Source organism: Pseudoalteromonas rubra, from assembly GCF_004212645.1.
Classification (GTDB): domain Bacteria; phylum Pseudomonadota; class Gammaproteobacteria; order Enterobacterales; family Alteromonadaceae; genus Pseudoalteromonas; species Pseudoalteromonas rubra_G.
This window is the reverse complement of record NZ_PPUZ01000032.1, coordinates 13,795-32,476: the sequence shown is the minus strand read 5'-3', so window position 1 is coordinate 32,476 and position 18,682 is coordinate 13,795. Positions and strand designations below refer to the sequence as shown.

Below are 18,682 nucleotides of genomic sequence, written 5' to 3'. Positions count from 1 at the left end.
TAAAGGCTTTATCACGCAGTTGACGGTTAATTTTTAACCCCCAACTGCGCATAGTGTAAAGCTCCTTTGCCGGGGGGCAGCTCAGTGAGTTTGGTTTGATACTGAGTGCTATACGGCTGTCCAGCCGCCATCCAGACTTAATGTTTGCCCTGTCATATAGTTAGACAGCTGGCTGGCAAGGTAGGCAATGGCACCTTTTACGTCTTCTTCTGTCGCCATCCGGTCAAGCGGCACCTTACTATTATATTTTTTGCTAAACGATTCGGGCTGACCTCTTTCAATACCACCCAGTAAAAGGGTGTTAACCCGGATCTGAGGTGCCACAACAGGTGCCATCCAGCGGGTAAGTTGCATTAGGCCCGCTTTACTGGCGGCATAAGCTGCAGGGTTACCCATATCAGTGCCGGCATAGAGGTCCATTTGCGGCCCGACAACGCCGTATATCGAAGAAATATTAATGATGGACTTTACCTTATGTTCCGACCTCGCCATCAGCTGACATGCTTGCTGGCTGATCTGGAATGGGGCCGTTAGGTTAACATCAATACATGCCTTAAACGTTTCCAAAGATTGCTGCGCAAAAGGCACGCACCAGCCGGTGAGATTATCTGTACCAACAAACGCGGCGTTGTTGATCAAACAATTCAGCGTGCCTCCTGTGATAGTCTCTACTTCACGCATCATCTCACTGATGTCGCTGCTCTGAGCCAAATCTACGCTCACGATGGCAATCCGCTTTTGTGCATACGCATCTTTGAACTGCCCTTCTATTGCCGCATTCAGGGCCTCAGAGTGGCGATCGGCCAGGATCACCTTGCCCCCCAGTTCCAGAATCGTTTCAGCCGCCGTTCTGCCAACATGACCTGCTCCGCCGGTAATGAGTGTCCAGGTGTGCTGCATATCCTGCAGCTGCGCAATCGTCCTCATGCTTGCTCCCGTTTTTTTATTAATAGTTCAGCAAATTCAAAATCAAGTTGATCGTCAATATCAATGCTATGCGATCTGGGTATTACCACACCTAATGTACTGCCTGATAACACCCCAGTTGCTGTTAAAACAAACCGTGCCGTCGTCAAATAACCGACCGTTGTCACGTCATATACTGAGGGCACGTCCTGTCTGCGATGGAACTGGCCTGCGTCGCACACCAGCGATGTCAGTCCGTCATCATCAAGGCGCACCATATTAAAATAAGGGTTTCTTGCTGACTCAGTCACACACAGTGCCAAATCGCAAGTCGATTCATTAAACTGGCTTACCAATCGTTCGATATCCTCGCGGGCACGCAGCGGTGCAGTGCACGGTAAACTCAGAAACAAGTCATCATCTTGCATGTTGCAATGGGCTTGCAGATACTCCACAGCATGCTGCCAGGCAAGCCACTCATTGGCCTGGTCGCTGGCAAGCGCTTCAGGGCGCGTGATCACCTGAGCCCCATAAGTAGTGGCAACCTGTGCGATGTCATCACCGTCCGTTGACACATATACGCCCTCTACCTGTGAAAGCTGGTGTGCCAATTCAATGCTATAAGCCAGTAAGGGTTTTCCATTTAATGGCTTAATATTTTTTTTAATAATGCCTTTGGATCCCGCTCGCGCGAATGTAACTGCAAAAATCTTAGCCATGAATTTGTACGTCCTCCTGCTCGATTTGCTCAATCAGTGACTGCACTGCAATCCCCTGACGGAGCTCTGCATCATCGCATTGCCAGTGTGCAATTTTATCGAGAAATACTTGCATCATTCTGATATAGGGCTGATTACCCTCTTCGAATACCTCGACAATACGTTCCTCAACCCCGTTATGAATAAGGAGCGTTTGTGCGATAGCATCCCACACCAGTTCCCCTTCGGTACCACTCACTTTCAGTGTCCTGAACGCTTTTCTTGACAACATATCCAGGCTGACATGGGTACTAACCTGTTCCTGCTGGCCGTCAATCGTCGCCATGGCCAGGATCTGAGCCTCGTTCTCGCAGTCCATCTCCAGACTCGGATGAACCGTTTTCAATACACCGACCTTATTGAGCTTAATCCCGAACAAGCCAATCAAGTAATCTAATTCGTGGCTAAGCTCTCTGAGCACACCGCCACCCAGGGACTTGCGTGCCGATACGCAGGATTGGTAGGGTTTTCCCGGTCGCCAGTCGGGTAGATACTGACCGACACCGGCAGAAATACGCCAGATTGTGCCCAAATTAAGCTGCTGAAGTAAGCGTTTTAACTGTGCATATCCCTGAGTAAAGCGCAGATCATATCCCAGCATGACTGGGACAGGGTGATGCTTGTGCTGCGCCAGTAAAGCTTGCGCCTGCTGCTGCGTCTGACAGAGCGGCTTTTCCAAAAAGCAGGGGATACCAAGTTCAAATAGCCGCAAGGCCTGAGGGGCATGCTGCGGTGCCGGAGAGCAGACAAATGCAATATCAAACGTATGAGCAGACAGCGCCTCATCCAGAGCGCTATATACTGTCACGGGAAAACTGTACTGCTGGTCCAGTTGTGCCGCTGAACGGCGCACCACAACTAAGTGTGTGATGTCAGCCAGCAACATTAAGTTATTGATATGGCGCTTTGCAATATTGCCATACCCAGAAACGAGTACCTTCAAAGTAATGCCTAGAAGTTATGTAAAAAATCAATCTGAGCTCGCTCGAAATCAGCCATTCGTCCAATATCGAGCCAGTATTCATGAATTGGGAACATCGCGACTTTTTCTTGTTTCGCAAGACATTCATTGATGAGGTCAGGCATATCTTTGTGACCGCCCTTGGCCAGTGCATTGACGACCTCGGGCGAGATGACGTAGATCCCTGCATTGACAAAATATTTCTCGATGGGCTTTTCGACAATCTCTTTTACCTGATTATCTTGCGCATTAATCACACCATAGGGAACCTGATATTCATATTCCCGCACGCACATAGTGATCTGCGCTTGCTCGCTAAGGTGATAAGCCAGGAGCTCCTTGAAATCAACTTTGGTCAGTAAGTCGCCGTTCATTAAAATCAAAGGATCGGTCTGCGCAGGTAACAAGCTCAATGCACCTGCTGTTCCCAGCGGTTTAGACTCCTCTACATAGCCAATATCGACCCCAAACTGGCTACCATCCTTAAAGTAGTCTTTGATTTGCTCTGCGAGGTAATGCACCGAGACCTTAAACTCCTGAAACCCGTAATTCACAAAACTCTCTATGATAGTTTCCAGAATAGGTTTTGTCCCTACCTTAAGTAATGGCTTGGGACACTCTTCCGTTAAGGGCCTTAGCCGGGTGCCATAACCACCCGCCATCAGAAATACCGTGTTACTTTGTGTCAACACAGATAATGACTGAGAGACCTCAATATTGATGACTTTATTTTCCGCATCCAAAACCGGGATATAAAGCAATTTGTGATGCTCAAAGGCTTTTTTGCGGGCGATGCGGCTGTCTTGTGGACTAAAAGTAACCGGAGTGGTACACATAAAGTCCGTCACGGGTGTACTCAACTCCTTACCCGCCACGATAGCGCGGCGAATGTCCCCGTCCGTGATCACTCCTACCAGCTGTGCCTGTGCATTGGTCAAGCAGACGAGTTTGATTGACGACTCATTAAGCGTTTTGATAGCATCTTGCATCGTTGCCGGCAATGGCAGCAGCGAATCGGTCCAGGGTTCGTTCATAATGGGTACCTCTTTATTTTACCGCAGTCATACACCATTCTTTGGTAATTAACACTTGATCTTCACTACGGGCCAATTCGCCGAAACTGAAACTGGAGAACGGTGCTAATAACTGGGCGATTTCATCCTCAGCCGTAAACCGAGTGGGCCCTTTACCTGCCGTCGGCCCGGTATCCGTCAGATAACAGTTATGGCTTATCTTCTCGCCGGTTTCATCGCCGAGCGTGCCTTTAGCAAATGTTCTTGAATACAGCTTTCCACCGGGCTTTAGCACTCGGTGTACTTCTTTATATATCGCCACTGACTCGGCAAATGGATTGCAGGTCACCGCCTCAACATCAATTACCGCATCAAATGTCTCGCTATCGTATGGCAACGAGCTAAAGTCACCACACAAAACTTCACCACGCCAGCCTGGTAGCTCCTTATCAAGGCGTGCCTTGGCCTGCTCAACACCCGAGGGGGAGCCTTCAATTGCATAAACATCAAACCCTTCGCGTGCCAGAAACCATAAGTTTGCGCCAGGCCCACTACCAATTTCCAAAATTTTAACGGACCGTCTATCTTCAAGCTGGTAGAAATTTCTCGCAATAAAGCGGATCACATCTTCTCCGGGGTACTTACCCCATTCTTGTGAAGTAAAAACGCGTTCCCATACATCATCCCATGCCATAGCCATTCACCTATAAAATATTACTCTGTTAACGGGTTTTCCCGCAGCTTGATACTGTGCCCTCAGCGCTTCATATGCAGCAGAGTTAAAGATCCATCGACAGATATTGAAGTCCAGATGAAGATCAGAAAAACCCGCTTTAAAAAAGAACAGGGGATCTTTTTCATCATTACTCAGACCACCACCCAAGTGCATCACCTTAACCCCCTGCGTCTGACAGGCTTGTGCCGCAAAATGAACACATGCCTGAGTACAGGCATATTTCATACCATCTTTTGTGGATGCCGATAAATGATATTCCGCAAAAAACCCAGTCTGCAATACAATACATCCCGCCAGTACCTGGCCATCCCGGTATGCCAAATACAGTTTCGCCAGCGCTGAACCTGACAAGGCTGTAAAGTAATCCCTGTCATACAGATACTCCTGCGTGGCATTTAGCTCTGACATACGCCTTTGGTACAGTTCAAAAAACGCTAACCACTCCTGCAAAGACGCAGCTTGTTTTACACAAACATGCTCCTTGCGTGACTTACGGATAGCCGTTCTTGCTCTGGTCTGATAGCTTGCCAACAGATCTGGTACGGTTAAATCAATCGCCACAGTGCGCCTGTCAAACCAACTGTCTCCCGACATCTGACGATGATTTTGCCATGCCGGAATTGTGCGGATAAAGCCACATAATGCGCCCCGCTTTGCAAAGGCACTAACGCACGCCTGGCTCAAGTGAGCCAGTTTTTTAGGATCCGTGACATTGGTGATCACACCGCCGTATCCCCGGGGCGTTTCAAAGTCAATCAAGCCTTGCTCACTGTGTGTGAGATACCCGGCCAGATAGTAAAACTCAGCCTGCTCAAGACATAAGTAAAACACCGCCGTACGATCGCGGGATTGCATTGCCTCTAACTGAATATATTCGGGTGAGGCGGTTGGGTATTGCTTATCCTGATCTAGCATATCAAACCAGGCTTGTGCGGTGCTTAAATCAACAAACATGACGGCAGCGGCTCAGCTCAGGGTATGTGAGCCGATCTCGACCGGCATATCAGGGTCATAATCCTGGCTTGCAATACCGCCTATTACCTCAAACCAATGCTCTGCTCCCACCCCCTTTGGCGAGCGTTTGGTTGTTAGGTTTTCAGCAGTCAGTTGCTCACCTTGTCGAATGCTGTGTCTCGCGACGATTTTTTTTCTCACCACATCCTTTGTCGCCAGCTCTGGCGCCGTCGGCTGTTTTATGTCGCTGCCAAGTGCCACCTCAACGTTTCGGATTTGCCTGACCATTTCTTTAAACTGTTCAGGCTCAGATGATGCCGCATGATCCGGTCCGGGCATGGAGTTATCTAAAGTGATGTGTTTTTCAATGATCTTCCCCCCCAGTGCCACACTGGCCAGCGCGACTTCAGCGCCGAGCGTATGATCTGAATACCCCACTGGCAGACCAAACTGTTGCTTTAATGTTGTCATTGCATTGAGGTTCACTAGCTCCATTGCTGCCGGGTATTCGGACGTACAATGCAGTATCGCAATCTGCTGCTCATCCAGTCCACCAGCTTTAAGATGAGAGAGCGCAAATTCAACCTCTGCCAGGTAGGCCATTCCGGTAGATAGAATGACCGGCTTGTTTAGAGCGGCTATTGCTCTGAGGAACGGAACATTGGTGATCTCTCCCGAAGGGATCTTGATCCGCTTCACATCCAGCTCATTCAATAAATTGACGCTGATTAGGTCAAACGGAGATGACATAAACTCAATATCGTGCTGTTGGCAATACTGGATCAGTTCAATGTGCTGCTGTTTATTCAGCTCAAGCTTTTTAACCATCTCGAACTGTGTTTCTTCAGCACAGGTGGTTTGTTGCTGATAAGCCGCTTTGGGCGTGCTTTTCACTAACTCTTCTTCGGTAACAAAAGTCTGGAATTTGACAGCATCAGCGCCGGCTTCAACAGCCACGTCGATCAGCTTTTTTGCTAATTCAAGGCTGCCATTGTGATTGACGCCCACCTCGGCGATGATAAAAACGGACTCGTATTGCATTATGCACCTATATCATAAAATTTTTTTCGGCAGTTAATCGGCCACTGTACTTTTTTCAATACTTCAAGGACTTTATCGACCGTGTGACCATCACCATAAGGGTTCACCTCACGGCTCAGTTGCGTCAGAAACTGTGCATCTGATGCCTTATCTACTGCATTTAGTATGGCTTTTTTATCGACCTCAACGTCAATAACATTAACACCGCGTGTGCGGCCCGCTTGCCGGTTACCAATATTGATGGTGGGTTTACCAAATGATGGCGCCTCTATCAGCCCACTTGAAGAATTGCCGAACACCATCGCACAATGTTTAAGTGCTGACAGATAACGTTTAAACCCTAGTGATGCAATTAAACATACGCGCTCGCTATGTTGTTGCCTGAACGCACTGAGCAAAGGAATAAAGGCTGCTCCGGCCTCATCATTGTTTGGAAATGTAATGATGACCTTGTAAGTCGCCATCAGCGCATCGAGCGCAGATAAGACCTCGGTCAATTGCTGTTCACCTGTCAGCGCACCATCTTTAGGCACTGGGTGAAAAGTAAAGAGAATGAAGGGGCTGTCTAATGAAAAATCAAGGCTTTCTGCCAGCTCTGTTTGTGACAAAGTACTGCAACGGCGTATATTTTCTAACCCCGGCTCACCAACATTAAACACCGTTGAGGGCGGCTCGCCTAACTGGATCACCCGGTTGCGGTGCGATTCGTTAGAAACAAAGTGCAGTTGCGACATTTTGGTCAGGGTATGGCGAACCGTGTCATCAATAACCCCTTCGGTGATTTCACCACCGGAGAAGTGAGACACAGGAATAGACATCAGCGCAGCTGCCGACACTATGCCCAGTAGTTCATATCGGTCACCCATGACCATTACCAGATCCGGTTCGCGACGCGCGAACACATCTGCAAAGCTCATCATGCCCAGAGCCGATGATTTTGCCTTCGCACAGCGACTGCTGCCGGCAAGCATAATATCGACACACTCAGTGATCTCGATTGCCTCATCTTCGATTTCGTTGAGCGTATAACCCTGCTCGGGCACCAGGTGATTACCCGTTACAACCAACTCAAAATTGAAGTGTTCAGATGCGTGTAACGCTTTTATCAACCAGTAAAGTACGCCAAACTCGGCTCGGGAGCTGGTGATCAGCATGATTGTCGGAAGCTGCGTTGGCGGCTTGATTTTCATGGCTTACATAAATCCAATTTTTTTAGTTATTTATCTATTCTAACAGATTTGTGCTAAGACCAAAAAAATGCAAACCGAATCAGGCGTGAATTAAGCAAACCGCGACTATTCACGCCTAAAAGCACCTTGTCTTTATCTCTGGGCATGCTTATAAACATCCAGGATCACGTCGTTCATAAAAAAGATGTCGCCACGCGCTTTACCAAAAAGCTGAATGTTGCTCACCGCAGACTTGACTGTCTCCAGTTGTTCTTTTTGCAGCGCACGGAATGCATGTGTCGGAACAGGAAAGCTGTTTGGGATAAAATCTGTGGTGGCAAAACGTAATTCGCTATCCGATGGAAAAACGCCGCAGGCCTTAAGTTCATCTAAGATCGCCTGTTCATCCGGTGCCGATTGAGACGAGCCCGCAGCTCTAAACAACTCAACCGTTGCCCTGTAGCCATCCGCATCTCCATGGCCCTGCATATTTGAATACAGCGTCGTCCTGAAATGACTATATTGCGGATCATAGTTGCAATAATAATGCATTGCCGTCGATGGGGGACAGTCAACTATCAGGTGTATCAGATAAGAGTCTAAAAACAATAGCGGCTCGGCCGGTTTGCTCAGTGTGACCGGTAGCAACTTGAGTAAACCAAACAAGGGGACAGTCCAGGTCACGAGCTGTGTGGCAACGCGTTGATCGCCAATGGTCAAAGCGGAGATCTGCCCTTCCTGATACTCAATGTCTGAGATCTGAGTTCCCAAAGACAAAGTACCACCCAAAGCAACAAACTTATCCAACAGAATATCAACCCAGGCACCAACACCGCCTGACTCGGGGTAAAACCGCGCCTGGCCCGTTTTGCCCTCGTGAAAAGAACGATATGCCAATACCTCATCCAGCAAGGGTAACTGTTTAAGCATTCGTACCGCTTGCGCACTGTATCCCTGCACTCGCGCCAGCCCGAATAGCAGATGCGAATCTGGGGTCAAATGACTGGCGCACTGGAAGAATAGCTTTTCTGCAGCGGGGATCATGAGTTGTTCACTGATTGTTTTGCCAAACTGGCAATGCAACTGCTCAGCCAGGCTGGCATAGTGCGCTTTGCGTGATGCTGTGGCTTCAGTTAGTTCATAAAGACCCCGAAAATAATCGGCCTCTGGCAAAACTGCGGCATCGACAACGGGAGATACCTCCCCTAGCTGGCCATGCACAAAATGTCCACACTGGAGCCCATCAAATTCAATCCACGCGCCGTCTCTTACTTCTGCAAACAGTAAGTTGTCCAGCGCTTCATCACCCAATTCACACAGCAGGTGGGTGCCATAGTCAAATGTATGCCCTTGTGGGGTATGAAACGAGCGCATCAGGCCACCAGCCTCAGTTGCATTGTCGACTAGCAGTACCTTACGCCCCTGCTGCGCTTTTACCAGGCCCGCCACAATACCGGCAATGCCAGCCCCTACTACAATATCGTCGTAACTATCTTTCATCTGTTCACCTAACGTCGCAATACAGCACATCTAAGTCATGTCAAAGGTATGCATTTCACAAGCCAATCCTTAAATCACTGTTCACAGCCTTTCGTAATGATCTTAACCAGTCCATTAGAACTTAAGTCACATTTAAGCAACTTGATACCTGTCAAAGACTTGTGAATAACAATAGACTTAAACAGTCGCTTCCCAAACGCAACGGCTCTACAGTACCGGTGTGCTCGGCAAGTTGACCAGGCGATCGCTCAACCACTCACTCACCGTCAATGGACCACTTAATGAACCTTGATACATAGGCAACCGATTCATCAATTGCCATACAGGCCGAGTTAATACTTTCTCTGCGTTGGTCGAGCGTAATAGCGCCTCTTTTTCCTCGCTGGACGGACAAATAACAGCATTTAGCCAGTAATTGGAGCGCGCATAGCTTGGCTCTGTAACAAACTCATAATCAGTCGCATGGAAAAAAGCTTCATAGCGCGCAGCCAATGCTCTTTTTTGTGCTAGAAATGCATCCAACTTGCTAAGTTGTGCACATCCTAACGCCGCATTAAGGTTAGGCATCCGAAAGTTGAATCCGGGTTCATCGTGATAATACTCATATGGGTGAGGTACCTTCGCAGTCGTGGTCAGGTGTTTAGCGCGGCTCCCCATCTCACCACTATTACACAATAAAGCGCCGCCTCCACCTGTGGTGATGATTTTGTTGCCATTAAAACTCAGCGCCGCAAGGCAGCCAAAGGTGCCTGTATGTTGGCCTTTATACCAGGAACCGAGGCTCTCTGCCGCATCTTCAACCAATACCAGATTCCACTGTTCACACAGCGCCGCCAGCTCATTAAGCTGAACGGGGTGACCAAAGGTATGCATTGGCACCACAGCTCGAATGATCTGTTTCGTCTGTCGATGACGACAGTGGCCGTCGCTATCCAAAAATGCATGCTGGGTTAAATAGTCTGCCATGGCCTCTGGGCATAAGCCCAGGCTGGTACGATTAACATCTATGAATAACGGTGAAGCTTGCAGATGGTGGATCACATTACAGGTCGCCACAAAGGTAAGCGCCTGGGTAATCACCAGATCGCCTGGTTGCACGCCTGCCATATAAAGCGCTGTATGCAGCGCTGCACTACCATTAACCGTCGCAATAGCCTGCCTGGCGCCACAATAGTCTGCAAGCTGCCGCTCAAACGCATCGACATACTGCCCTACACTGGAAACAAAGCTTGATTCAATTGTCTCCATTACCTTTTGCTTTTCGAGATGGTCAAAGGTAGGTTGATGTAGCGGTATCACGCCATTGGTTTCATAGTATGCGCGGATGTGCGCTATCAGCTCTTTTGAAATCGACATTACATTTTATCTTCCAGTGAGCGCCCTAACTCCAGATGGGCAAATTCTGGCAATAATTGTTCAAATAATGTGACCAGTTGCGCTTTTGTCCATCGTCCGGATTGTCGCAGATCGCTGACTGCAGTTGCAAAAGCATCTAATTTCGCCTCATCAAAGCAAGCTTGTTGCTTTATCACGCCAAGATTAGTGAAGCGCGCTAAGTCCAGGGTTTCCTGCTCAGTGAAAAATTCTTCCTGGGGTTTCTCCCCAGAGGTATTTGATTCACTGAATAAACATGGCCACTTGCCCGCCTTTGGCAACTCTGACATCAGCGCTCTGGCTTGCTCCTCTGAGTCACACAGGTAAGGCTCATAGCCATAATATGCCAGATAGCGCTGGGCAATATCAGAAAAGGTTTGCAGGTGTAGCTCATCCCTTAGTTTTGGAAAAAAGATATCGAGGTTGTGACCCAGCAAGCAAGATAACAAGCACAACTGGCCCGATTCTTCCGGCGTTATAAAATAACGTTTAATGTCTTTGGGTGCGACGATCGGCTGACGTTTCTTGAGTCGCATGTCAAACCCATGTAATAAGGAGCCGTCACTGAAAGCCACATTGGCAAAGCGCGCCATCGACACTGGCAGTTTCGCACTGCCACGCATCAAAAACAGCTCCATAATCCGCTTACTCGCCCCCATCATATTCACAGGATTAGCCGCTTTATCAGTAGAGACGCTGAAATACTTTTTCGCATTCTTTTGAATGGACTGCGCATGGGTCTTCTGCGAGTTAAAGATATTGGTCTCTATCATTCTCATAAGCGTGAAAGGATCTTTCTCGCTACGTACATGCTTTAATGCAGAGAGATTCAGTACATAGTCGTAATCTGACTGTGCAGACAGAAACGCCGCAAACTCTAGTGAACCAATATCCAATGTGAAGGTTTTAAATTCGCCCTCGATATATCCTAACGAAGAACGAATATCACGCACCAATTCCACTAAGTTGTTTTCACTAATATCAACAATATGCAGTAGTTTTGGCTGGCGTTTAAATATTTCTTTGCTCACCGCCTGGCCAATTGTGCCCGCTCCGCCCAGCACCAAGAATCTTGACTGGCGAACCAGGTTACTGAGCGCTTCGTGATGTGTCGATATATCTTCGTCAAGCAGGCCGCTGGAGCGGCCAATCAGGTGTAAAGTATCCATTTATTTATCTTCGTTACGGTACTTAGGCAAGGTGAAATCACACTTGGTATGCCAATTCAGGGCAAAGTCCTCTCTGATCTCTTTGAGGAACTCTAACCAGATTGCAAAGCCGCGTTTAAAGTGCGCCATGGTTTCTTTTTCGTTTTCAAAAAAGTACATCATAGTCATCAACGGACAGTGGAAATACAGCAACGTGCCTTTTATCAAGTGAAAGAAGTGAGGGTGTACAGATTTGCGATAAGCATACACCACTCTTTGTTGTGCTTTAAGCAGCTCATTGGCTTCTTCTCTAGTTGCGAACGGACGTTCGCCTATTTCAATGAGGTAATCACACAGCTCTTGATACTCTTCAATTGCCATGCTTTTCTCTGCATCCTGCAAGTCGATCGGCTGAAAGTGTGCTTGCTTAAGTGCTTCAACAGTCTGATGTTTATCCAAAGAAGACTTAGCGATTAAAACTTGCTCTTCACGCAGTGGAATAGCATCACGGATCTTCGCACCTTCTCCGACATTATAAATACGACACCCAGGCGCGCTGTGGGCCAGTCTGTCTAACATTGCTTTAGATAGCGCCAATAAGGGTGTTGCAAGCACATCATCACCAAAGTTACCCTCCAGTTTAATGGTTGCACCAGCCATTGGCTTAAAACTGGATTTCAGCTGTTCATCATTGTAGATACTGAGTTTAGAGTGCGTGCTGCCTTTTTGCGTATAGCCATTGTCAACACCAATCAAATAGATATCTTCAAAACCCATGGATACGGCATAGGCCGCTGCTGTGTTTGAAACCAGAGGACCACAGGCGGGCAACGAGGTCACGCTTAGTCCGTAGCGCTTAAGCGTTTCCATAGTTAAAAATGCAGAAGCCGCTTCGGGGCCTTTAAGGCCGATCCCTGTCCATTTATAAAGCTTAGGAACATCGGGATGCATGACATCGACAGCCAATAAATTGGTGTCTCCATATCCTTCTTCAGGCTCGATATGCAATAAGACATCGTAGGTTGCCTGGGTGCGTTCTACCAATACATGAAAATCGGGTTTAATGCCCGCTTTCATCAGACTTTGAAACGCGGTGCCACCAGCAATGATAATCGCATCATCCTGGTGTGCCCTGAGTAGTTCAATGGATTCATCTAGTGACGGACCATTGCCGACAACAAATACCGGAATTTGCTGAGCCAGCTCCTTTCCTTTGATACGTGGAAATAAGAAGCTGGCGCCCTGCTCCGCATTGAGCACAGCGTGTGCAAGGCCGGTGATTGCATCATTATAGAACCCAAACCCTTGATGCAGCTGATAATAATTATCGAAAAATGCTTTTATCAGGTTGGTGATTTCATCAGACGGATAATGCTGATAACAGAAACTGTTAATGATAGAGAAAATACCAATATCTTCAGCGACTTTAAAAATTTCGTTGAAAAAATCCTGATAATCTATGCCCAGGTGCAAAAATAAGCACCCACCCTGATCATCAATGGTGGTAATGATTTCATCCCAGTCAATACAAAATAGACTGGCAAAAAAGAGTTCAAGATCTGGCTCACAAATAAAAAGATAGTCAAATTTATGACGCTGCAGCAGCTCCGTCAGGTGGTACCCCAGTCCTATGCCAAACACAATGGCGCTGGGAAATACCTCGGGTAATGAATCTAGACGTTTGCCACCGGTGTGCTTGATACTGGAGAGTATTTCAACCAGTTTGACCATATAACGTACATGAACACGTTTATCTGTGCTTTGCCAGGGCGTTGCCTCAAAGTAATCTGTCCTGCCAAAGTTAGCATGCTTGGTATAATGTGCGACTTGCTCTTTTGCCTGAGCAACGGGATCGTCACCATACAAGGGCACATCCTTGCCTCTTGGAAAGAAGTTACCGTGACCGGACTGCGTGACATGGATACAAAAATCTTCGCGGGTCTGAAAGCGCTCTATACTGTTGGCAATTTCTGGATAATATTTACGAAATGCAGCAAGGTTGCGCTCGAAACGGGGATTAGCCTGGTCGGCAAAGATTTGCTCACGCTCTTTTTGCTGTTGTGTCGCGAGCAACTTCTCTTCTGCAGCCTTCAACATTTGTTGAAGATCGAGGTTATCGTCTGAGGTCATGTTGTGAGCCTGTCTATTACTTACTTAAATTAGCATACATGCCAGCAAGTAAAATGCCAACTAAATGATAGAAAACAAATTTTTTCTAAAGGTTGGCTCTATAGGCTTTTAACTTTCCAGTGTTGCGCCGAAAAGTACCTAACTGATCCTTGGTCTGCTCTTTCGCTTGTGCAACTTGAGTGAGCAAAGTTCGAAAGGCTTGTTCAAAACGCACCATCTTTTCCTGGTGCTCAACCCATTGATGCTGCTCAATCGCATGCAAAAGCTCAGAAATTGCCACAATTCCTTCCTGAGCCTTGCCATATTCTTCTTGTTCAATGGCTTTTGTTGCGTCGTCTAGCTTTACAAACAAGCCATCAATATCAACCATAGCTTGACTCACTGGACTGTTGATTCAGTGTTTCCATGCGAACATCAACGGGAATGGCATCCCACGCCGATTTAATCTCTTTGAGCAAACCCGACACTTCATCGACAATCGATGCATCGTTTTTCATGGTCGCATCTACTAGGCGATCCAGCATGTAGCTATACAATGCATACAGGTTTTCTGTCACTTCGCCACCGACTTCGAAGTCCAAAGATGCTCGGAGGGCTTCAATGATAGCTGACGCTTTCGAGATATGTTCAGCTTTTGCTTCAAAATGCTTTTTCTCAATCGCAACTTTTCCAAGCACCATTTTTTCTAGTGCTCCGGCCATCAGCATTTGAATAATTTCGTAGCGGTCAGCACCTGCTACGCGCGTTTTTAGCGCCTCTTTTTGATAATTTCTTACTTTTGCATTATACATGGCAACACTCTCTATTTACGATTTAGAACTGGTAAAGCCTGGTAGACTGGCCAGCTGAGAACCCAGATAAGTCTGAGTTTGTTGCATTTGCGCAAGCAACACATCCAACCCAGCGTACTTTTTTCTCAATCCTGCTTCCAGTTCACCCATTCTTTCATTTAAGTCGATTTTGTCTGCATCGATGTCTTTAATCTGCTCATTAAGGTTGTTTTCTCTTTCTTTCAACAACCCCTTTGGCTTGACATACTCCTCGAGCAAGGACTCCATCTGCTTTGCGATACCATTTTCACCTGCAAAAGCCTTGCCAATATCGTCAAAATTTTCATCCATGGCTTCATTCAGGCTACGCACCAGTGACGATTTTTCCAGGTAACCATCTTTCTTAACGCCGATCCCCATATCAAAAATCGTTTCGAATGGCCCAGCATCAGTGAGGGTTCCCCCTAATGTATTAATCAGTTGCGCGCTCAGAGAGCGCATACTGGCGTCACCATTGAGCGGTTTACCTACCCGCGTTTGCAAACCGATCTGGCCGATCAGGTTGTTGTAATTAGTGATTAGCTCATCCACTAATTTTGTGACACTTTCACGGTCAACATCTACGTTAAGTTTGGCTGTTTCCCCTGCCTCACTCTCACGCACCGCCTTAATCGTCAAATCTTGTACTGCATCTTTGAATGTATTTGAGCTGTTGTTGATAGTAATACCATCTACAACAATAATGGCATCCTGCGCAGCATCATTCGCCGGGTCGATGGCCATACCACCGCTACCAGCCCCACCGCCATTGGCATCGGTAGACACATTATCCAGCTCAGCATTGTCGTTCGTGACCTTCAGATCATTGCCCGCTCCTGTAACATTCGACGTGAGCACCAACTTACTGCCCACACCGTCAATGCCGGTATTAACAATGTTGGCAGTCACACCAAAATTTGTATCAGCATCATTGATGGCATCACGCAGTTCAGACAAAGTCATGCCTGCAGTGACGTCCAGAGTAAACGACTTATCAGCACCCGCTTCAAAGGTCAAAGTGCCGCCTGAAGCAGAAACAACATCGTCACCAGAAGTAAACAGGCCGTCGCCCGATACGGCGCGACTGCCCTGTGCAAGTTGCTGTACTTCTATCTTAAATGAACCGGTAGAAGTACTGGATGTGGGTGTTGCTGAAATTAAGTCCCCACCACTAGGTTGAGTAATGCTGGCAGTACGTTTACCAAAGTTATCCATATTTGCCAGCTTTTCGAACGTATCCTGTAATTTAGATAACGCCGACTTCACTTCACCAATAGACGAAAGTTCGACTTTCAGAGAGTCTTCTTTTTCCAGCAATCGCTGCAGTTTTGGGTTTCTTTCGGCGCTGACGGTCGCACTAATAATGCTTTCCAGATCAAGGCCAGAACCAATACCTGCTGATGTAATGAGTGGCATAACTATACTCCAGTTCCTGCTTATTAAGCAGTGTGATCAAAAATCAACCCTTTACCCTTTATGGTATCGGCAAAGTCATCCAGAGCTTTAGCAATTTCCCTGATATCTTCAGAGGGGATCTCGCGGATCACCTCATCACTGTCTTTGTCAATAACCCGAATAAACGGTGGGTCTCCCGATTCATCAAACTCAAATGACAAGTTTGTTGAAGTGACGGGAATAATTTCATTTAACTTATCCAGACTGGCTTTAACGTCAACACTTTGTGCCTGTTGCGCTTCAGCCAGCTGCTGGTTTACGCTCGTTTGCGCTTGCTTCTGTTCCTGCGCTTCTGCTTTATTCGCATGCTCTACAGGACGCTGAGAATCTGTAAACTTGCGACCTTCCGTGTTATTTACCAGTTCCGTCCGAGAAGCAGAAGAGAAGTTACCATTTTGCTGTGATAAAGCTAGATCATTCATACGAAAAACCTCACTTGAAATCTAACTTCCTTAAGTATAGGCCAAGTCTGACGAGAAGTCTGGACCTGGCCCTACCTGCTTATCCCAGTAGCGATAGAGCCACCTGAGGACGCTGATTAGCCTGACTCAGAATTGAACTACTCGCCTGTTGCAAGATTTGCATTTTGGTCAGGTTAGCGGTTTCTTGTGCAAAGTCAGTATCCTTGATGCGCGAACGCGCTGCGCTCAGGTTCTCAGAGATGTTTGATTGGTTACGGATGGTCGATTGGAAACGGTTTTGTACCGCACCTAACTCGGCACGCTTTTTATCAACCACAGCGATAAGCGCATCCATACCAGCCATTACAAGCTGTGCACCCACCTGACTCGACACACTGATACCTGTTTCGGTAAAGACCGATGCGTATGTGTCTGATGCGGTGTAAGCAGAGTCCAGCGCTGACAATGTAGCTTGTTGAGCTGTACCAATAACACCTACAGATGGTGCACCATGCAAAGCTTTGCCGGTTACTGTAGAAGCTGCACCGGCAATCCCTGACAGCGTAAAGCCACCGTTTGCAGTGAGTGAGTTACCAGCCGCGGTTCCACCCACCTCTCTCATGCTGAACGAAATGGTTTGTGCAGCATCAGCACCAACCTGGAAACTTGCCTGATAGGTACCATCAAGCAGGTTTTGTCCGCCAAAGGTGGTGTCCGTTGCAACCCGGTTAACTTCACTGACAAGAGAGCGGATCTCTTCTTGTACCGCCAAACGGTCTTCATCAGTATTGGTACCGTTCGCCGCTTGTTGTGACAAGGTTCTGACACGTTGGAACATCGCAGTCATTTCATCCAGCGCACCTTCTGCAGTTTGCGCCAGTGAAATACCGTCATTGGCATTTCGAATGCCTTGATCCAGACCATTTATCTGGCCTGTTAAACGGTTTGATATCTGCATACCAGCCGCATCATCAGATGCGCTGTTAATTCTGAAACCCGAAGATAATCTTTTGAAAGATGTATCCAGAGAGTTCCCTGAATTCATCAGCTGACGCTGCGCATTCAGGGACATTACGTTGGTATTAACGTATAAAGCCATAATAGCCTCCGCTTTATCTATGTGATAGCACGAGAGCGGGATACCCCTACCCTGCTCAAGTACCAATTTAGAGCTCTAAACCTAGTTCTCTAATTCGGCTATCGACCTGACAAGCAGAAACTTTAGCTTTTTTTCTAAAAAATTTTAAAAAAGTCGAAATTAGCCTTGCAGCAAGCTCAATGCAGCCTGTGGCCGCTGGTTTGCCTGACCAAGAATCGTCTGACTTGCCTGTTGCAAAATCTGATTTTTTGTCAGGTTTGCGGTTTCTAAAGCAAAGTCAGCATCTTTAATTCGAGATTTCGCCGCACTCAGGTTTTCTGAGATGTTAGCCTGGTTTCGAATGGTCGACTGGAAGCGGTTCTGTACCGCACCCAACTCGGCACGTTTTTTATCAACCACGGCTATCATTGCATCTATTCCCGCCAGTACCTGCTGCGCGCCAACCTGACTGGATACACTGATCCCGGTCTCGGTAAATACACTTGCAAAGGTATCTGATGCGGTATAGGCAGAGTTCAGCGTTGACAACGTGGCCTGCTGAGCAGTTCCGATAATACCAACAGAGGGCGCACCATGCAGCGCTTTGCCGCCAACCGTAGATGCCGCACCGGCAATCCCTGACAGCGTAAAGCCACCATTTGCAGTAAGAGAATTGCCTGCTGCCGTGCCACCCACTTCTTTCATCGTGAAGCCAATGGTTTGAACTGCGTCAGCGCCAACCTGGAAGCTGGCTTCATAGGTACCATCTAACAGGTTCTGACCACCAAAAGTGGTATCGCTGGCGATACGGTTTACTTCAGAAGCAAGCTGACGGATCTCTTCTTGAATCGCCAGGCGGTCTTCATCTGTATTCGAGCCATTTGCCGCCTGCTGTGCCAAAGTTCTGACTCGCTGAAACATGGAGGTAATTTCTTCCATGGCACCTTCTGCGGTTTGCGCCAGTGAAATACCATCGTTGGCATTTCGATTGCCTTGATTCAGACCCAGGATCTGCGACTGTAATCGGTCAGAGATCTGTAAACCAGCCGCATCATCAGCCGCACTGTTGATCCGCAAGCCAGAAGATAAACGTTTGAAAGACGTATCCAGATCGTTACCTGAGTTCATCAGCTGCCGTTGCGCATTTAATGAACTCACATTGGTATTTACAAATAAAGCCATAATTCACTCTCTTAACTTGTCAAATTGGTCTAAGAGACTTAGACACTACAATGACAAAGCGGCATAT

The 18,682-nt window shown here is 47.4% G+C and carries 18 protein-coding genes; all 18 read right to left on the bottom strand.

Annotated features, from left to right (window positions below; all coding sequences use genetic code 11):
* Positions 1–108: 108 nt before the first annotated feature.
* The 18 genes from C3B51_RS11960 to C3B51_RS11875 all read right to left on the bottom strand — a co-directional run bounded on the left by C3B51_RS11960 (position 109) and on the right by C3B51_RS11875 (position 18,615).
* Positions 109–927 (bottom strand): SDR family oxidoreductase, encoded by an 819-nt coding sequence (locus tag C3B51_RS11960; protein WP_125720757.1) that lies wholly within the window; start codon positions 925–927, stop codon positions 109–111.
* The gene (locus C3B51_RS11955) at positions 924–1,625 is read right to left on the bottom strand and encodes a cytidylyltransferase domain-containing protein (protein WP_130245187.1); all 702 of its coding nucleotides are present in this window, start codon (positions 1,623–1,625) and stop codon (positions 924–926) included. Before C3B51_RS11955 ends, C3B51_RS11960 begins: the two co-directional genes overlap by 4 nt.
* Positions 1,618–2,607, bottom strand: coding sequence for a Gfo/Idh/MocA family protein (locus C3B51_RS11950; RefSeq protein WP_165389148.1), 990 nt, complete (start codon positions 2,605–2,607; stop codon positions 1,618–1,620). The genes C3B51_RS11955 and C3B51_RS11950 overlap by 8 nt, the downstream gene beginning before the upstream one ends.
* Positions 2,608–2,615: 8 nt before the next feature.
* Positions 2,616–3,659 carry a nucleotidyltransferase family protein gene (locus C3B51_RS11945; protein WP_125720751.1) on the bottom strand — a complete coding sequence of 348 codons (1,044 nt, stop codon included), beginning with the start codon at positions 3,657–3,659 and terminating at the stop codon, positions 2,616–2,618.
* A 13-nt stretch (positions 3,660–3,672) separates the two neighbouring features.
* Positions 3,673–4,332 (bottom strand): class I SAM-dependent methyltransferase, encoded by a 660-nt coding sequence (locus tag C3B51_RS11940; protein WP_125720749.1) that lies wholly within the window; start codon positions 4,330–4,332, stop codon positions 3,673–3,675.
* A 6-nt stretch (positions 4,333–4,338) separates the two neighbouring features.
* Complete coding sequence (locus C3B51_RS11935; protein ID WP_130245185.1) at positions 4,339–5,328, bottom strand: GNAT family N-acetyltransferase; 990 nt, start codon at positions 5,326–5,328, stop codon at positions 4,339–4,341.
* Positions 5,329–5,340: 12 nt separating this feature from the next.
* A complete protein-coding gene (gene neuB / locus C3B51_RS11930) occupies positions 5,341–6,369 on the bottom strand; it encodes an N-acetylneuraminate synthase (protein ID WP_130245184.1) in 1,029 nt (342 codons plus the stop codon).
* Positions 6,369–7,559, bottom strand: coding sequence for a UDP-N-acetylglucosamine 2-epimerase (gene neuC / locus C3B51_RS11925; protein ID WP_130245183.1), 1,191 nt, complete (start codon positions 7,557–7,559; stop codon positions 6,369–6,371). Before neuC ends, neuB begins: the two co-directional genes overlap by 1 nt.
* Before the next feature lie 132 nt (positions 7,560–7,691).
* Complete coding sequence (locus C3B51_RS11920; protein WP_165389147.1) at positions 7,692–9,038, bottom strand: NAD(P)-binding protein; 1,347 nt, start codon at positions 9,036–9,038, stop codon at positions 7,692–7,694.
* Positions 9,039–9,245: 207 nt separating this feature from the next.
* Positions 9,246–10,388: a LegC family aminotransferase gene (locus C3B51_RS11915; RefSeq protein ID WP_125720904.1), complete on the bottom strand. Its 1,143-nt coding sequence runs from the start codon at positions 10,386–10,388 to the stop codon at positions 9,246–9,248.
* A 5-nt stretch (positions 10,389–10,393) separates the two neighbouring features.
* Positions 10,394–11,581, bottom strand: a complete 1,188-nt coding sequence (locus C3B51_RS11910) for a UDP-N-acetylglucosamine 4,6-dehydratase (RefSeq protein ID WP_125720739.1) — start codon at positions 11,579–11,581, stop codon at positions 10,394–10,396.
* Complete coding sequence (locus C3B51_RS11905) at positions 11,582–13,690, bottom strand: motility associated factor glycosyltransferase family protein (RefSeq protein ID WP_130245181.1); 2,109 nt, start codon at positions 13,688–13,690, stop codon at positions 11,582–11,584. It lies immediately after the preceding gene.
* 85 nt (positions 13,691–13,775) lie between these two features.
* Positions 13,776–14,060: a hypothetical protein gene (locus tag C3B51_RS11900; protein WP_125720736.1), complete on the bottom strand. Its 285-nt coding sequence runs from the start codon at positions 14,058–14,060 to the stop codon at positions 13,776–13,778.
* Positions 14,053–14,481, bottom strand: coding sequence for a flagellar export chaperone FliS (gene fliS / locus C3B51_RS11895; protein WP_125720734.1), 429 nt, complete (start codon positions 14,479–14,481; stop codon positions 14,053–14,055). The genes C3B51_RS11900 and fliS overlap by 8 nt, the downstream gene beginning before the upstream one ends.
* Positions 14,482–14,496: 15 nt before the next feature.
* Positions 14,497–15,915: a flagellar filament capping protein FliD gene (gene fliD, locus C3B51_RS11890; RefSeq protein ID WP_125720732.1), complete on the bottom strand. Its 1,419-nt coding sequence runs from the start codon at positions 15,913–15,915 to the stop codon at positions 14,497–14,499.
* Positions 15,916–15,938: 23 nt separating this feature from the next.
* Positions 15,939–16,376, bottom strand: coding sequence for a flagellar protein FlaG (locus tag C3B51_RS11885; RefSeq protein ID WP_125720730.1), 438 nt, complete (start codon positions 16,374–16,376; stop codon positions 15,939–15,941).
* Positions 16,377–16,455: 79 nt separating this feature from the next.
* Complete coding sequence (locus C3B51_RS11880; RefSeq protein ID WP_125720729.1) at positions 16,456–17,454, bottom strand: flagellin; 999 nt, start codon at positions 17,452–17,454, stop codon at positions 16,456–16,458.
* 159 nt (positions 17,455–17,613) lie between these two features.
* Positions 17,614–18,615, bottom strand: a complete 1,002-nt coding sequence (locus C3B51_RS11875) for a flagellin (RefSeq protein WP_125720727.1) — start codon at positions 18,613–18,615, stop codon at positions 17,614–17,616.
* Positions 18,616–18,682 lie beyond the last annotated feature (67 nt).

Coding starts and splice junctions, on each gene's coding strand:
- C3B51_RS11935 (WP_130245185.1), bottom strand. CDS start 5,328: ATGTTTGTTGATTTAAGCACCGCACAAGCCTGGTTTGATATGCTAGAT.
- C3B51_RS11885 (WP_125720730.1), bottom strand. CDS start 16,376: ATGAATGATCTAGCTTTATCACAGCAAAATGGTAACTTCTCTTCTGCT.
- C3B51_RS11900 (WP_125720736.1), bottom strand. CDS start 14,060: ATGGTTGATATTGATGGCTTGTTTGTAAAGCTAGACGACGCAACAAAA.
- fliS (WP_125720734.1), bottom strand. CDS start 14,481: ATGTATAATGCAAAAGTAAGAAATTATCAAAAAGAGGCGCTAAAAACG.
- C3B51_RS11920 (WP_165389147.1), bottom strand. CDS start 9,038: ATGAAAGATAGTTACGACGATATTGTAGTAGGGGCTGGCATTGCCGGT.
- C3B51_RS11955 (WP_130245187.1), bottom strand. CDS start 1,625: ATGGCTAAGATTTTTGCAGTTACATTCGCGCGAGCGGGATCCAAAGGC.
- C3B51_RS11905 (WP_130245181.1), bottom strand. CDS start 13,690: ATGACCTCAGACGATAACCTCGATCTTCAACAAATGTTGAAGGCTGCA.
- neuB (WP_130245184.1), bottom strand. CDS start 6,369: ATGCAATACGAGTCCGTTTTTATCATCGCCGAGGTGGGCGTCAATCAC.
- C3B51_RS11945 (WP_125720751.1), bottom strand. CDS start 3,659: ATGAACGAACCCTGGACCGATTCGCTGCTGCCATTGCCGGCAACGATG.
- C3B51_RS11960 (WP_125720757.1), bottom strand. CDS start 927: ATGAGGACGATTGCGCAGCTGCAGGATATGCAGCACACCTGGACACTC.
- C3B51_RS11880 (WP_125720729.1), bottom strand. CDS start 17,454: ATGGCTTTATACGTTAATACCAACGTAATGTCCCTGAATGCGCAGCGT.
- C3B51_RS11940 (WP_125720749.1), bottom strand. CDS start 4,332: ATGGCATGGGATGATGTATGGGAACGCGTTTTTACTTCACAAGAATGG.
- neuC (WP_130245183.1), bottom strand. CDS start 7,559: ATGAAAATCAAGCCGCCAACGCAGCTTCCGACAATCATGCTGATCACC.
- C3B51_RS11875 (WP_125720727.1), bottom strand. CDS start 18,615: ATGGCTTTATTTGTAAATACCAATGTGAGTTCATTAAATGCGCAACGG.
- C3B51_RS11910 (WP_125720739.1), bottom strand. CDS start 11,581: ATGGATACTTTACACCTGATTGGCCGCTCCAGCGGCCTGCTTGACGAA.
- fliD (WP_125720732.1), bottom strand. CDS start 15,915: ATGCCACTCATTACATCAGCAGGTATTGGTTCTGGCCTTGATCTGGAA.